The organism is Streptococcus oralis (genome assembly GCF_001579025.1).
Taxonomy (GTDB): Bacteria; Bacillota; Bacilli; order Lactobacillales; family Streptococcaceae; genus Streptococcus; species Streptococcus oralis_X.
In genome coordinates this window covers 1084344-1098402 of the sequence record NZ_KQ970235.1, presented here as the reverse complement: position 1 = coordinate 1098402, position 14059 = coordinate 1084344, and the positions used below count along the sequence as shown (strand labels likewise).

The window sequence follows — 14059 nt, the reverse complement described above, 5'->3', positions numbered from 1 at the left end:
TGAAAGTGGTAGAATACGTTCATACCTTTGTAAAGTAGGAAGAAGGAAAACAGATGTATCCAGATGATAGTTTGACATTGCACACGGACTTGTACCAGATTAACATGATGCAAGTTTACTTTGACCAAGGAATTCACAATAAAAAGGCGGTCTTTGAAGTTTATTTCCGCCAGCAACCGTTTAATAACGGCTATGCGGTTTTTGCTGGTTTGGAAAGAATTGTACATTATCTTAAAGACTTACGCTTTTCAGATAGCGATATTGACTACTTGAAGTCGCTTGGCTATCATGGAGAATTCTTGGATTACCTACGAAATCTCAAGTTAGAACTAACGGTTCGTTCTGCTCAGGAAGGGGACTTGGTTTTTGCTAATGAGCCGATTGTACAGGTAGAAGGTCCTCTAGCCCAATGCCAGTTGGTCGAAACGGCTCTCTTAAACATCGTTAACTTTCAAACCTTGATAGCGACCAAGGCAGCACGTATTCGTTCGGTCATTGAAGATGAACCCTTGATGGAATTCGGGACACGTCGTGCGCAAGAAATGGATGCAGCTATCTGGGGAACACGCGCAGCCGTGATTGGTGGAGCCAACGGAACTAGCAATGTGCGAGCAGGGAAGCTCTTTGGCATTCCTGTCTTGGGTACTCATGCTCATGCCTTGGTACAGGTTTATGGAAACGACTATGAAGCCTTCAAGGCTTATGCGTCAACCCATCGTGACTGTGTCTTTCTAGTAGATACATATGATACGCTTCGCATCGGTGTGCCAGCTGCTATTCAGGTAGCTCGTGAACTGGGAGACAAGATTAATTTTAAAGGCGTTCGTATCGACTCTGGGGATATTGCCTACATTTCCAAGAAAGTCCGTCAGCAACTAGACGAGGCCGGATTCACAGAGGCAAAGATCTATGCTTCTAATGACCTCGATGAAAATACCATCCTAAACCTCAAAATGCAACACGCTAAGATTGATGTCTGGGGGGTGGGTACCAAGCTGATTACAGCCTATGATCAGCCAGCTCTTGGAGCAGTATATAAGATTGTAGCTATCGAAGATGAAACTGGTAAGATGCGCAATACCATCAAGCTTTCAAGTAATGCTGAAAAAGTATCGACCCCAGGTAAGAAGCAGGTATGGCGCATTACCAGCCGTGAAAAAGGCAAGTCAGAAGGTGACTACATTACTTATGATGGTGTGGATGTGAGCGGCATGACTGAAATCAAGATGTTCCATCCAACTTATACCTACATCAAAAAGACCGTTCGTAATTTTGATGCCGTTCCTCTCTTGGTGGACATCTTCAAAGAAGGAACATTAGTTTACAACTTGCCTAGTTTGACTGACATTCAAGCCTATGCTCGTAAGGAATTCGACAAGCTATGGGATGAATACAAGCGCGTGCTCAATCCGCAACATTACCCAGTAGATTTGGCGCGTGATATTTGGCAAGATAAGATGGACTTGATCGACAAGATGCGCAAGGAAGCCCTTGGCGAAGGAGAAGAAGAATGAGTTTGCAAGAGACCATCATCCAGCAACTAGGTGTCAAGCCAGTGATTGACGCCCAGGAAGAAATCCGTCGTTCCATTGACTTCTTAAAGAGATACTTGAAAAAACACCCCTTCCTTAAAACCTTTGTACTAGGGATTTCTGGGGGTCAGGACTCAACCTTGGCAGGGCGTTTGGCACAATTAGCGATGGAAGAAATGCGAGCAGAGACAGGAGATGACAGCTACCAATTTATCGCTGTCCGCCTGCCATATGGCGTGCAAGTTGATGAGGCAGATGCACAAAAAGCTCTTGCTTTCATCCAGCCAGATGTTAGCTTGGTTGTGAATATCAAGGAATCAGCTGATGCCATGGCAGCTGCAGTTGAAGCGACAGGAAGTCCTGTTTCAGACTTTAATAAGGGCAATATCAAGGCTCGTAGCCGTATGATTGCTCAATATGCCCTTGCGGGTGCCCATAGCGGAGCGGTCATTGGAACAGATCATGCTGCAGAAAATATCACAGGCTTTTTTACCAAGTTTGGTGACGGTGGTGCAGACATTCTCCCTCTTTACCGCCTCAATAAACGCCAAGGAAAACAACTCTTGAAGGAGCTTGGTGCAGACCCAGCCCTTTATGAAAAAATCCCAACAGCAGACCTAGAAGAAGACAAACCAGGTATTGCAGACGAAGTCGCCCTCGGAGTTACTTATGAAGAGATTGATGACTACCTAGAAGGAAAAACAATCAGCTCAGAAGCCCAAGCAACTATCGAAAACTGGTGGCACAAAGGCCAACACAAACGCCACCTACCAATCACCGTATTTGATGACTTTTGGGAGTAAAAAGGTCCGGGGGACCTTTTTAGCTTCTTGCCTTGAAACTCGAGAGCAAGAATAACCTCCACTGGAGATTTTTACCCTGAGCCTAGAAATGAGAAAGCGAGGAAGGTCCTGTGGACCTTTTTAGCTTGAGCCTTAAGCTTAGAAAGCGAGGTAACATTATGAAAGCAATCGGTACGCAAATATTACAGACAGAACGTTTGATTTTGAGAAGATTTGTGGAGAGTGATGCGGAAGCCATGTTTCAAAATTGGGCTTCGTCTGCTGAGAATCTGACCTATGTCACCTGGGATCCTCATCCTGATGTCGAGGTGACTCGGAACTCGATTCGAAATTGGGTTGCATCCTATACTAATCCCAACTATTACAAATGGGCCATTTGTCTCAAAGAGAACCCAGAGCATGTGATAGGAGATATCAGCATCATTGAAATGCACGAGGAAGATTTAAGTTGTGAAATTGGCTATGTTTTAGGAAAAATCTATTGGGGCCGAGGTATGATGACAGAGGCCTTGAAAGCTGTGTTAGATTTTTGTTTTACTCAAGCAGGCTTTCAAAAAGTCAGAGCTCGTTACGCTAGTCTCAATCTAGCTTCAGGCCGTGTTATGGAAAAAGCGGGAATGTCTTATCTAAAAACCATTGCCAATGGTGTGGAGAGAAAAGACTACGTTGCGGACCTTATTTATTACCAGATAAGTAGGGAGGACAGGTGATTCTCTTTTCTGTTTCTACCAAAGTCAGACCTTGTCTGGCTTTTTTTGTGCCAGATTTCTAAATAAACTGATTAAATTCCTATTTTTCCCTATCATTGTCCCTGTTTTTTCTGGAGTTTTGGGGATATAATAGACCTATCAAATCAAAGAATGGAGGAAGGCAATGGACAATGTAATCTTTTTTATTAGTGTTTTTCTTGCTGGAATTCTTTCCTTCTTTTCTCCTTGTATTTTACCCTTGTTGCCAGTCTATGCGGGGGTCTTGTTGGATGATAAGAATGATGCTCAGGCTTCTAGTGGAAAATTTTCAATCTCACTTGTTAGTTTATTGCGAACTTTGGCCTTTATAGCGGGGATTTCTTTTATCTTTATCTTACTGGGTTATGGAGCTGGTTTTTTAGGCAATTTGCTGTATGCTTCTTGGTTTCAGTATGTGACAGGTGCGATTATCATTCTCTTGGGCTTGCACCAGATGGATGTTTTACATTTGCAGGGGCTCTACAAGGAAAGAAGGCTACAATTAAAGAGACAGGATCAAAACGCTAACGGCTATAGTCAGGCATTTTTACTGGGGTTGACCTTTAGTTTTGCTTGGACGCCATGTGTAGGGCCGGTTCTGGGGTCTGTTTTGGCCTTAGCGGCTTCAGGTGGCTCAGGTGCTTGGCAGGGAGCTGGTCTCATGTTGCTTTACACGCTGGGTTTGGCGCTACCATTTTTAGTTCTAGCTCTTGCCTCCAGCTATGTTTTGAAACATTTCCGAAAACTTCATCCCTACCTCGGGACCCTCAAAAAAGTGGGTGGTTTCCTCATTATCGTGATGGGAATTTTGGTGCTTTTGGGGAATGCTTCCATTTTGACTACATTATTTGAATAGAGAGGAAAAAGAAATGAAAAAATGGCAAACATGTCTCCTTGGAGTAGGCTCAATCTGTTGCTTGGCAGCCTGTTCGGCTAAAAACATGGCAGACGAGTCTACTATGAAGGAGCAATCCAAAACAGAACAAGTTAGTTCACAAACTGCGACTAAAGGTCAGGCGGTTGCTGATTTTGAACTGATGGGAGTAGATGGTAAGACCTATCGTTTATCTGATTACAAGGGCAAGAAAGTCTATCTTAAATTCTGGGCTTCTTGGTGTTCCATCTGTCTAGCCAGTCTTCCAGATACCGATGAAATCGCTAAGGATGCTGGTGATGACTATGTAGTTTTGACAGTGGTCTCTCCTGGTCACAAGGGGGAGCAATCTGAAGCGGACTTTAAGAATTGGTACAAGGGCTTGGATTATAAAAATTTCCCAGTTCTAATTGATCCATCAGGTAAACTCTTGGAAAGTTATGGTGTTCGTTCTTATCCGACTCAAGCCTTTATAGACAAGGAAGGCAAGCTGGTCAAAACGCAACCAGGTTTTATGGATAAGGAAATGATTTTAAAAGAATTGAAAGAAATGGGGTAGAGAAAGGCTATGAATGATAAAGTTAAACTTTTTGTCTTGGCAGGGGTCATTCTCCTAGCCATAACCGGTTTCTATTTCCTATTGATGCGAAATGCAGGGCAGACAGATAGCTCGCAAATTGAGAAAGCATCCGTTAGCCAAGGAGCAAAAACAGTGAAAAAAACAGAAGTGAGCAAAGACGCAGACTTGCACGAAATTTATCTAGCTGGAGGTTGTTTCTGGGGAGTGGAGGAATACTTCTCACGCGTGCCTGGAGTGACCGATGCCGTTTCAGGCTATGCAAACGGAAGAGGGGAAACAACCAAGTACGAATTGATTAACCAAACAGGACATGCGGAGACTGTCCATGTTACTTATGATGCTAATCAAATTTCCCTCAAGGAAATCCTGCTTCATTACTTCCGCATTATCAATCCAACCAGCAAAAATAAACAAGGAAATGATGTGGGGACTCAGTATCGTACTGGTGTTTATTACACAGATGACAAGGATTTGGAAGTAATCAACCAAGTCTTTGATGAAGTTGCTAAAAAATATGACCAACCTCTGGCAGTTGAAAAGGAAAACTTGAAGAATTTTGTGGTGGCTGAGGATTATCACCAAGACTACCTCAAGAAAAATCCAAATGGTTACTGTCATATCAATGTCAATCAGGCTGCCTACCCCGTCATCGATGCCAGCAAATATCCTAAACCAAGTGATGAGGAATTGAAAAAGACCTTGTCACCTGAGGAGTACGCAGTTACCCAGAAAAATCAAACAGAACGAGCTTTTTCAAACCGCTACTGGGATAAATTTGAATCCGGTATCTATGTGGATGTGGCCACTGGCGAACCTCTCTTTTCATCAAAGGATAAGTTTGAGTCTGGTTGTGGCTGGCCTAGTTTCACCCAACCAATTAGTCCAGATGTTGTCACTTATAAGGAAGATAAGTCTTACAATATGACGCGCATGGAAGTGAGAAGCCGAGTTGGAGATTCTCACCTTGGCCATGTCTTTACAGATGGGCCTCAGGACAAGGGTGGCTTGCGCTACTGTATCAATAGTCTTTCTATCCGATTTATTCCCAAAGACCAAATGGAAGAAAAAGGCTATGCTTATTTACTAGATTATGTTGATTAAGAAGTCTTTCCTAAGCAGTTAGAGGAGAATTTTGCTATACTGATACTAGTAAGTGACAAAGGAGTAGAGCATGACCTACACAATCTTAATCGTAGAGGATGAATATCTAGTAAGACAAGGCTTGACCAAGCTGGTCAATGTAGCAGCCTACGATATGGAGATCATCGGTCAGGCTGAAAATGGAAGACAGGCTTGGGACTTGATTCAAAAGCAGGTGCCAGACATCATTTTAACCGATATCAACATGCCTCAGCTAAATGGCATCCAGTTGGCCAGTCTGGTACGAGAAACCTATCCACAAGTTCATTTGGTCTTTTTGACAGGTTACGGTGATTTTGATTATGCCTTGTCTGCTGTCAAACTAGGTGTGGATGACTACCTGCTCAAGCCCTTTTCTCGTCAGGATATTGAGGAAATGTTGGGGAAAATCAAGCAAAAACTAGACAAGGAAGAAAAGGAAGAGCAGTTACAAGATTTATTAACCGATAAGTTTGAGGGAAATATTGCTCAGAAGATCCAGTCTCATCTAGCTGACAGTCAGTTTAGTTTGAAGTCTTTGGCCAGTGACCTAGGTTTTAGTCCGACTTATTTGAGTTCCTTGATTAAGAAAGAGTTGGGCCTACCTTTTCAGGATTACCTGGTGAGAGAGCGTGTCAAACAAGCCAAGCTCTTGCTTCTGACCTCAGATTTAAAGATTTATGAGATAGCCGAAAAGGTTGGTTTTGAAGATATGAACTACTTTACCCAACGCTTTAAACAGATTGCAGGTGTGACCCCTCGTCAGTTTAAGAAGGGGGAAGGTCAATGAAGCGTTCTTCTCTCCTAGTCAGAATGGTTATTTCCATCTTTCTGGTCTTTCTCATTCTCCTAGCTCTGGTTGGGACTTTCTACTATCAATCTAGTTCTTCAGCCATTGAGGCTACCATTGAAGGCAATAGCCAAACGACTATCAGTCAGGCTAGCCACTTTATCCAGTCTTATATCAAAAAATTAGAAACCACCTCGTCTGGTTTGACCCAGCAGAAGGATGTGTTGGCCTATGCTGAGAATCCCAGTCAAGATAAGGTCGAGGAAATCCGAGATCTATTTTTGACCATCTTAAAGGCTGACCAGGACTTGAAAACGATGGTACTGGTTACCAAATCCGGTCAGGTTATTTCTACAGATGACAGTGTGCAGATGAAAACCTCCTCTGATATGATGGCTGAGGATTGGTACCAAAAGGCCATTCATCAGGGAGCTAAGCCAGTTTTAACCCCAGCTCGTAAATCAGATAGTCAATGGGTCATTTCTGTTACTCAGGAACTTGTTGATGCAAAGGGGGGCAATCTTGGCGTACTTCGTTTGGATATTTCCTACGAAACTCTGGAAGCCTATCTCAACCAACTCCAGTTGGGCCAGCAGGGCTTTGCCTTTATCATCAATGAAAAGCATGAATTTGTCTACCATCCTAAACGTACTGTCTATAGCTCAGCGAGTGAAATGGAGGCCATGAAACCCTACATCGAGACGGGGCAGGGCTATACGCTGGACCATCAATCCTACGTTAGTCAGGAAAAGATTGCAGGGACTGATTGGACGGTTATAGGCGTGTCTTCGTTGGAGAAGTTAGACCAGGTTCGGAGTCAACTCATGTGGACCTTGCTTGGTGCTAGTGCCTTATCTCTTCTTGCCTGTCTCTGCTTGGTGTGGTTCAGTCTCAAACGCTGGATTGCCCCTTTGAAGGATCTGAGAGAAACCATGCTGGAAATTGCTTCTGGTACACAAAATCTTCGAGCCAAAGAAGCTGGCGCCTATGAACTGAGAGAAGTGACTCGCCAGTTTAATGCTATGTTGGATCAGATTGATCAGTTGATGGCAGATGTGCGCAGGCAGGAAGAAGCAACCCGGCAGTATGAACTTCAAGCACTGTCGAGCCAGATTAACCCCCATTTCCTCTATAATACTTTGGACACTATCATCTGGATGGCTGAGTTTCAGGATAGTCAGCGAGTGGTTCAGGTGACCAAGTCCTTGGCAACCTATTTCCGCTTGGCGCTCAATCAAGGAAAGGATTTGATTTGCCTCTCTGATGAAATCAATCATGTCCGCCAGTACCTCTTTATCCAGAAACAACGCTATGGTGATAAGCTGGAGTATGAGATTGATGAAGAACCTGACTTTGATAATTTAGTCTTGCCTAAACTGGTGTTGCAACCTCTTGTAGAAAATGCCCTCTACCATGGTATCAAGGAGAAGGAAGGTCAGGGACATATTAAAGTTTCTGTTCAGAAACAGAATACAGGGCTTGTCATCCGCATTGAGGATGATGGTGTTGGTTTCCAAGCTGCTGGCGATAGTAGTCAAAGTCAGCTCAAACGTGGGGGAGTTGGCCTTCAAAATGTCGACCAACGACTCAAACTTCATTTTGGAGACAATTACCAGATGAAGATCAATTCTGCACCCGAAAAAGGGACGACAGTTGAAATATACATTAATAAAATAGCAATTAGCTAACTCCCAGTCTATTCTGGGAGTTTTACTTTTAAAAATCAGAATGATTAGTTGGCCTTGATAAAATCAGTAAAAAAAGATATGATAGATAGTGACAAAAGAGGTATCAAGTATGAAGGAAAAAGACATTCAAAGAGCAACAATCCAGATTGTAGAAGATGTAATAGACAAGGCTAATTTGAAGCAAGGGGCTATCTTTGTTTTGGGCCTTTCTTCTAGTGAGGTGATAGGTGGTCAGATTGGCAAGGAATCCAGTCAAGAAATTGGGGAAATCATTGTGAAAACCATTCTAGATATCCTAGAGGAAAAAGGAATTCATCTAGCTGTTCAAGGTTGTGAACATGTCAATCGAGCCCTCGTTGTTGAACGTCAGGTGGCAGAGCAGTTTGGCCTGGAAATTGTCAGTGTCCTTCCTACACTTCATGCAGGAGGTTCGGGTCAGTTGGCAGCATTCAAGTTTATGCAGGATCCAGTAGAGGTTGAATTTATCAAGGCTCATGCTGGATTGGATATCGGAGATACTGCGATTGGCATGCATGTCAAGCATGTTCAGGTTCCGATTCGACCGGTACTACGTGAGATTGGGCACGCCCATGTAACGGCTTTAGCTAGCCGTCCTAAATTAATCGGAGGTGCGCGTGCGCAGTATCCAGAAGATTCTATCAGAAAGTCATAAAATCATTCGATAGTAACAGAAGAAAAGCAAAAGACAGAGGAAAAATGGTATAGATACCATGACTTCCTCTGTTCTTTTTTGTTGAATTTTTGTGTAAAGTGCTCCAAATAAGACCAGTTTTTACAAGAAGAAGGGGTGCTACCTGATGGAGAATTGCTAAAAGTAGAAAAAAGCAATTTAGAGAAGATTTTTCGTTATAGAAATCAGTAAACAAAGCTGGATTTAGATGTTCTAGGTCGACTTTTTTGTGCTATACTTAAGATATGCATAGAAAAACAGTGATTGATTTTAGGGCTTTGGGGGAGAGATACACCTTCACTCAGCCTATCAAAGAGTTAAAAACGAGAGATTTAGCAGAAGTGGCAGACTTGCTGGCACAAGTGGAAAGCTACCAAGAGCAAGGGTATTATGTGGTGGGCTATGTCAGTTACGAGGCTGCACCTGCATTTGAGGAGAAATTAGCAGTTCATAAAGCTCCTTTACTGGCAGAGTATCTGTTATATTTTACAGTTCATGACAGGGTGGAAACATCCCCTATTCCTCTGACTTATGAGGAAGTAGATTTGCCTTCAAAGTGGCGGGAACAAACATCTGCAGAGGAATATGAAAAAGCTATTTCCCAGATTCACCATCATTTGCGTCAGGGGGACACCTACCAGGTAAATTACACTGTCCAACTCAAGCAAGACTTGAGTGTCAATCCTTTTGCCATTTACAATCGTATGGTGGTAGAGCAGGAGGCGGGCTACAATGCCTATGTTGAACATGATGAGATGGCAGTGATTTCCATGAGCCCAGAGCTCTTTTTTGAGCAAAATGACCGTGAGTTGACAACGCGACCAATGAAGGGAACGACTCAGCGGGGAGTGGCTGACCAAGATGATCTGGACCAGGCTAGTTGGTTGGAGCAGGATCCCAAAAATCGTTCTGAAAATATGATGATTGTGGACCTCTTGCGCAATGATATGAACCGTATTTCCGAAGTGGGTAGTGAACATGTGGAGCGTCTCTGTCAAGTGGAGCAGTATTCAACCGTTTGGCAAATGACTTCGACCATCAAGAGTCAGTTACGATCGGATGTTGACCTAGTTGAAATCTTCCGTTCGCTCTTTCCATGTGGCTCCATTACAGGAGCTCCCAAGATAGCGACGATGGAAATCATCAAGAACTTGGAACCTCAACCCAGAGGAATCTACTGCGGAACGATTGGTCTCTTGCTTCCAAATGGGCGACGAATTTTTAATGTCGCCATTCGGACCATTCAACTCCACAAGGGACAAGCCATTTATGGAGTTGGCGGAGGGATTACTTGGGATAGTACTTGGGAGTCTGAATACCGTGAAGTGCATCAAAAGGCGGCTGTTCTCTATCGTAAACAAGCTCGTTTCAAATTGATTACTACAGGAAGAATCAGCCAGAAACGTTTGCTATTTGAAGATCAACATCTGGAAAGACTGACAAAGGCGAGTCGTTATTTTGCCTATCCTTTTGATCCTGAAGTACTGAGACAAAAGATAGAGAAAGAGTGTCAAGCTTGTGATTTCCACCAAGACTATCGCTTGCGAATTACTATCAGCAAGTCTGGAGAGATGGAAGTCAGTCCCCAAATATTGGAACCTCTTAGTACGACCTTCTGCAAAGCCAAACTTTGTCTGCAAGAAGCTGATTTGCAAACGCCATTTACCTACTTTAAAACAACTCATAAACCGCATTTAAGCCTAGGAGAGCAAGAGAAGATTTACCACAATAAGTCAGGAGAACTACTTGAGACCTCTATTGGAAATCTGGTCTTAAAAATTAATGGTAAACTCTACACACCACCCCTCAGTCTAGGAATTTTGACAGGAATTTATCGTCAGCATTTGCTAAAAATAGGACAGGTAGAAGAGAAAATTTTGACTTTGGCAGACTTGAACCAAGCGGAGACTATCTATGGCTGTAATGCAGTCAGAGGCTTGTATGAGTTGCAAGTGATAGGATTGTGAGTTTTATCTATTAATAGCTTTTAGTATATATTAATACATATTTGTGTTATAATGTAACCGTAAACAAAAAAATTTAAAGGAGATTTTTGATGAAATCAAAAATAGTTTTGGGAGTTTCGCTAGCAATCGCAACACTTAGTTTAGTATCTCTTGTCGAGATTGAAGGCTTCTCACCGTTTTTAATAGAGAATGTGAGCGCAAATACTCATTCTGTAAATAAAGTTATTAATCATAAAGTAAATATTTACTTAGAAAATGCTGATGGGGGTAAAGGTCTAACTGTAAACTTTTCAACAGATAGTGTTAGTCCCGATTTATTTGATGAGTTTGCGAAAAAGAATGGAATTACAATAAAAACTAAGTTAGTTAATGCTAAGACAGGTGAAGTTGTAGAAGAATTTTTAACACCAAGTGTTTTTTTACGTTCTAATGATTTAACAAGTGGGACCACATCTTCGTTTGTTTTTAGTGAATATCCTGATGGAGAATATAAATATGTTGTATCTGGAGGAGACTTTATTGATCCTAAGACTAAATTTAAACATCAGTATAGAGGTGAATCTCCAGTTTTTAGAATACGTAATCGAAAATATGTGGAGTTGGGAACAACTGATAAAAAATTAGATGGAAGACGTGATGATAGCATTTATAAAGATGGAGTTGTTGAACACAAGGTAAATTTAAATTTAACAAGTTATCAAGGAGGTAATGGAGTTACTGCAATCTTTTCGACTGATAATGTTAACCCTAACTTACTTAATGCTTCTGGTGAAAAGGCTAAAGAAGTTTTTATTAGGTCTAAGTTAATTAATGTTAAAACTGGAGAGGTTGTTGATGAAACGTTTTCTCCCACAGTAAGTTTAACTACTAAAATTTTGACAAGTGGTTCTACAGCAACATTTTATCATATAGATTTAACTGATGGCGAATATAAATATGTTGCGTATGAAAGCCAGCAATATACTGATCCTCAAACTACATTGACTCATCAGTATAGAGGAGAATCTCCTATTTTTAGTATCAAAGATGGAAAATTTTCTGGTTTAGTACCATCTTCACAATCAGATCAAAAACCAAAAGATACGACTTCTAAACAGGAGAAACAGAAGGCTACAGTTCAGTCTGGTTGGTCAGGAACATCCTATTATCAAAATGGCGTAAAAGTAACAAATAAGTGGATTTTTGATAAAAAAGCTAATTCGTACTTCTATCTAAATTCTTCAGGAAACTATACACAAAATAATTGGGTAGGTAATTATTATCTCAAATCAGATGGTAAGATGGCTAAAGGTGAGTGGATATATGATAGTAACTACAAATCATATTACTACTTGACGTCAGAAGGAAGCTACGCTCGTAATACTTGGGTGGGCAATTACTACCTTAAATCAAACGGTAAGATGGCTAAAGGTGAGTGGGTGTATGATAGTAGCTACAAATCATACTACTACTTGACATCAGAAGGCAGTTACGCTCGTAACACTTGGTCAGGTAATTATTATTTGAAATCAGATGGTAAGATGGCTAAAGGTGAGTGGATATATGATAGTAACTACAAATCATATTACTACTTGACACCAGAAGGAAGTTATGCTCGTAATACCTGGGTAGGAAATTACTATCTTAAATCAAACGGTAAAATGGCTGTTAATGAACGTACACCAGATGGTTATCGTGTAGATGGTTCAGGTAAGTGGATTCGTTAACGTAATTTTAGTAAAGAAGCTAGAAAAATTGGCTTCAAATTCAGAATAACGTATAATATCAATATTTTTTAATTCTTGATATTATACGTTTTATTTCTATCTAAATGCTTCGGGAAACTATGTCCAAAATGCTTGGGTAGACAATTACTATCTTAAATCAGATGGTAAAATGGCTAAGAGTGAATGGATTTATGATAAGAACTATGGTTCATAATACTACCTAACAACAGAAGGTAGCTATGCTCGTAACACTTGGTCAGGCAACTACTATTTGAAATCAAATGGTAAGATGGCTAAGAGTGAGTGGGTTTATGATAAGAACTATGCTTCGTACTACTACTTGACTTCAGAGGGAAGTTACGCTCGTAATACTTGGGTAGGAAATTACTATCTTAAATCAAACGGTAAGATGGCTAAGAGTGAATGGGTTGATGGAGGTCGTTACTATGTAGGAGCTAATGGATTATGGGAAACCAAATCATCAACCAATAGTGAATATCCTGCTGCTTTAGAAAAGGCAAAGAGTTATAACTCGCTATTCCATATGTCAAAAAAACATATGTATAGACAATTAACTTCTCAATTTGATAAATTTTCAAATGATGCAGCTCAATATGCTATTGATCATCTAAAAACTGATTATAAGTATAATGCATTGTTTAATGCTAAGAACTATAGAAAATTATTTAATATGTCTAAATCTGGTCTTTTCAATCAATTGACCTCTTATATAGATGGCTTTACAGAAGAAGAAGCTAATTATGCCATTCAACATCTTGACGACTAATTATTTAGAATAACTATTTTTAACACTGATTGACAAGTCAAGTGCAACAAAGTTGTTCCTCTAATTAAGAGAGTATCTTTAAAGCTGTTTGAGTGAGCTCAAACAGCTTTTTTGCGGACTATAGCCAAGTTCAAAATAGAAGGTTCTCCTATTGTCTTTCCACTCAGAACAGAATGGATTTTCCAATTTCAAAAAGGGGTTGGAGTTTATAGGTGTGAACAAAGGCATCTATGCTATGTCCCGTTGGTTTCTCTCCCATTACTTCTGTAAATTCTTTCAGAAAGTCGTCCGATAAACGATATAGTTTCAAATAATAGCTGGCTTCTCTAGCATACTGATAACGGTTATGGGTAGCATCTGCATAATGGTGTAGGTAATAGATCTTCTGCCCATTGACTTATTTCACTTGTGTTATGGAACCACGATTCATTTTACGAGTAATAGTAGAGCAGTTTCCCCCAGTCTACGAGAAAACTCAGCAGATTTGAGTCCTACGTTTAAATAAGATTCAATTTCTAGTCGCTCAGCTTCAGATAAGTGCTTGTATGAGAATAATGAGTGGACATGTTCATCTTCCTTTATACTGTTTTTCGTAACTCTAGTATATCAGATGAACATGTCTTTTGTGTTGCACTTCATTTTAAAATAGGGCTTTCATAAATAGTTATTATTTGAGTGTAAAAAAATAAAGCATATGGTATACTATAGATATAAATCATTAAAAATAATGGGGATTTTTATGAAAAAATCAAAAAAAATTTTAGTAACCAGCTTAGCAACTGCAACACTGGGAC

At 40.8% G+C, this 14059-nt stretch carries 11 protein-coding genes and 2 pseudogenes; 12 read left to right on the top strand and 1 reads right to left on the bottom strand.

From position 1 onward, the window contains the following. The first annotated feature begins 53 nt into the window (after positions 1-53). The 12 genes and pseudogenes from SORDD27_RS05255 to SORDD27_RS10510 all read left to right on the top strand — a co-directional run. The gene (locus SORDD27_RS05255) at positions 54-1514 is read left to right on the top strand and encodes a nicotinate phosphoribosyltransferase (protein WP_061427744.1); all 1461 of its coding nucleotides are present in this window, start codon (positions 54-56) and stop codon (positions 1512-1514) included. Then, positions 1511-2335, top strand: coding sequence for an ammonia-dependent NAD(+) synthetase (gene nadE / locus SORDD27_RS05250; protein WP_061427742.1), 825 nt, complete (start codon positions 1511-1513; stop codon positions 2333-2335). The genes SORDD27_RS05255 and nadE overlap by 4 nt, the downstream gene beginning before the upstream one ends. A 158-nt stretch (positions 2336-2493) precedes the next feature. Next, positions 2494-3045 (top strand): GNAT family N-acetyltransferase, encoded by a 552-nt coding sequence (locus SORDD27_RS05245; protein ID WP_061428090.1) that lies wholly within the window; start codon positions 2494-2496, stop codon positions 3043-3045. A gap of 163 nt (positions 3046-3208) precedes the next feature. Beyond that, positions 3209-3919, top strand: coding sequence for a thiol-disulfide oxidoreductase-associated membrane protein CcdA2 (gene ccdA2 / locus SORDD27_RS05240; protein WP_061427740.1), 711 nt, complete (start codon positions 3209-3211; stop codon positions 3917-3919). A 13-nt stretch (positions 3920-3932) separates the two neighbouring features. Next, entirely contained in the window at positions 3933-4496 is a 564-nt protein-coding gene (locus SORDD27_RS05235; protein WP_061427739.1) for a redoxin family protein, read from the top strand. Positions 4497-4505: 9 nt separating this feature from the next. Then, the gene (gene msrB, locus SORDD27_RS05230; RefSeq protein WP_061427737.1) at positions 4506-5618 is read left to right on the top strand and encodes a peptide-methionine (R)-S-oxide reductase MsrB; all 1113 of its coding nucleotides are present in this window, start codon (positions 4506-4508) and stop codon (positions 5616-5618) included. 70 nt (positions 5619-5688) lie between these two features. Further along, positions 5689-6426 carry a response regulator transcription factor gene (locus SORDD27_RS05225; RefSeq protein WP_061427736.1) on the top strand — a complete coding sequence of 246 codons (738 nt, stop codon included), beginning with the start codon at positions 5689-5691 and terminating at the stop codon, positions 6424-6426. Then, positions 6423-8114 (top strand): cache domain-containing sensor histidine kinase, encoded by a 1692-nt coding sequence (locus tag SORDD27_RS05220; protein ID WP_061427735.1) that lies wholly within the window; start codon positions 6423-6425, stop codon positions 8112-8114. The genes SORDD27_RS05225 and SORDD27_RS05220 overlap by 4 nt, the downstream gene beginning before the upstream one ends. Before the next feature lie 109 nt (positions 8115-8223). Continuing rightward, positions 8224-8787, top strand: coding sequence for a TIGR01440 family protein (locus SORDD27_RS05215; RefSeq protein ID WP_061427733.1), 564 nt, complete (start codon positions 8224-8226; stop codon positions 8785-8787). A 263-nt stretch (positions 8788-9050) separates the two neighbouring features. Next, entirely contained in the window at positions 9051-10772 is a 1722-nt protein-coding gene (pabB, locus tag SORDD27_RS05210) for an aminodeoxychorismate synthase component I (RefSeq protein WP_061427731.1), read from the top strand. A 518-nt stretch (positions 10773-11290) separates the two neighbouring features. Then, positions 11291-12478 (top strand): PspC-like choline-binding domain-containing protein, encoded by a 1188-nt coding sequence (locus SORDD27_RS10565; RefSeq protein WP_462217663.1) that lies wholly within the window; start codon positions 11291-11293, stop codon positions 12476-12478. Between the two features lie 82 nt (positions 12479-12560). Further along, positions 12561-13265 (top strand): annotated as a pseudogene (locus SORDD27_RS10510) (Ltp family lipoprotein); the annotation flags it as partial. A 199-nt stretch (positions 13266-13464) separates the two neighbouring features. Here SORDD27_RS10510 and SORDD27_RS09725 read toward each other — a convergent pair. Further along, positions 13465-13847 (bottom strand): annotated as a pseudogene (locus SORDD27_RS09725) (IS30 family transposase); the annotation flags it as partial. Positions 13848-14059 lie beyond the last annotated feature (212 nt).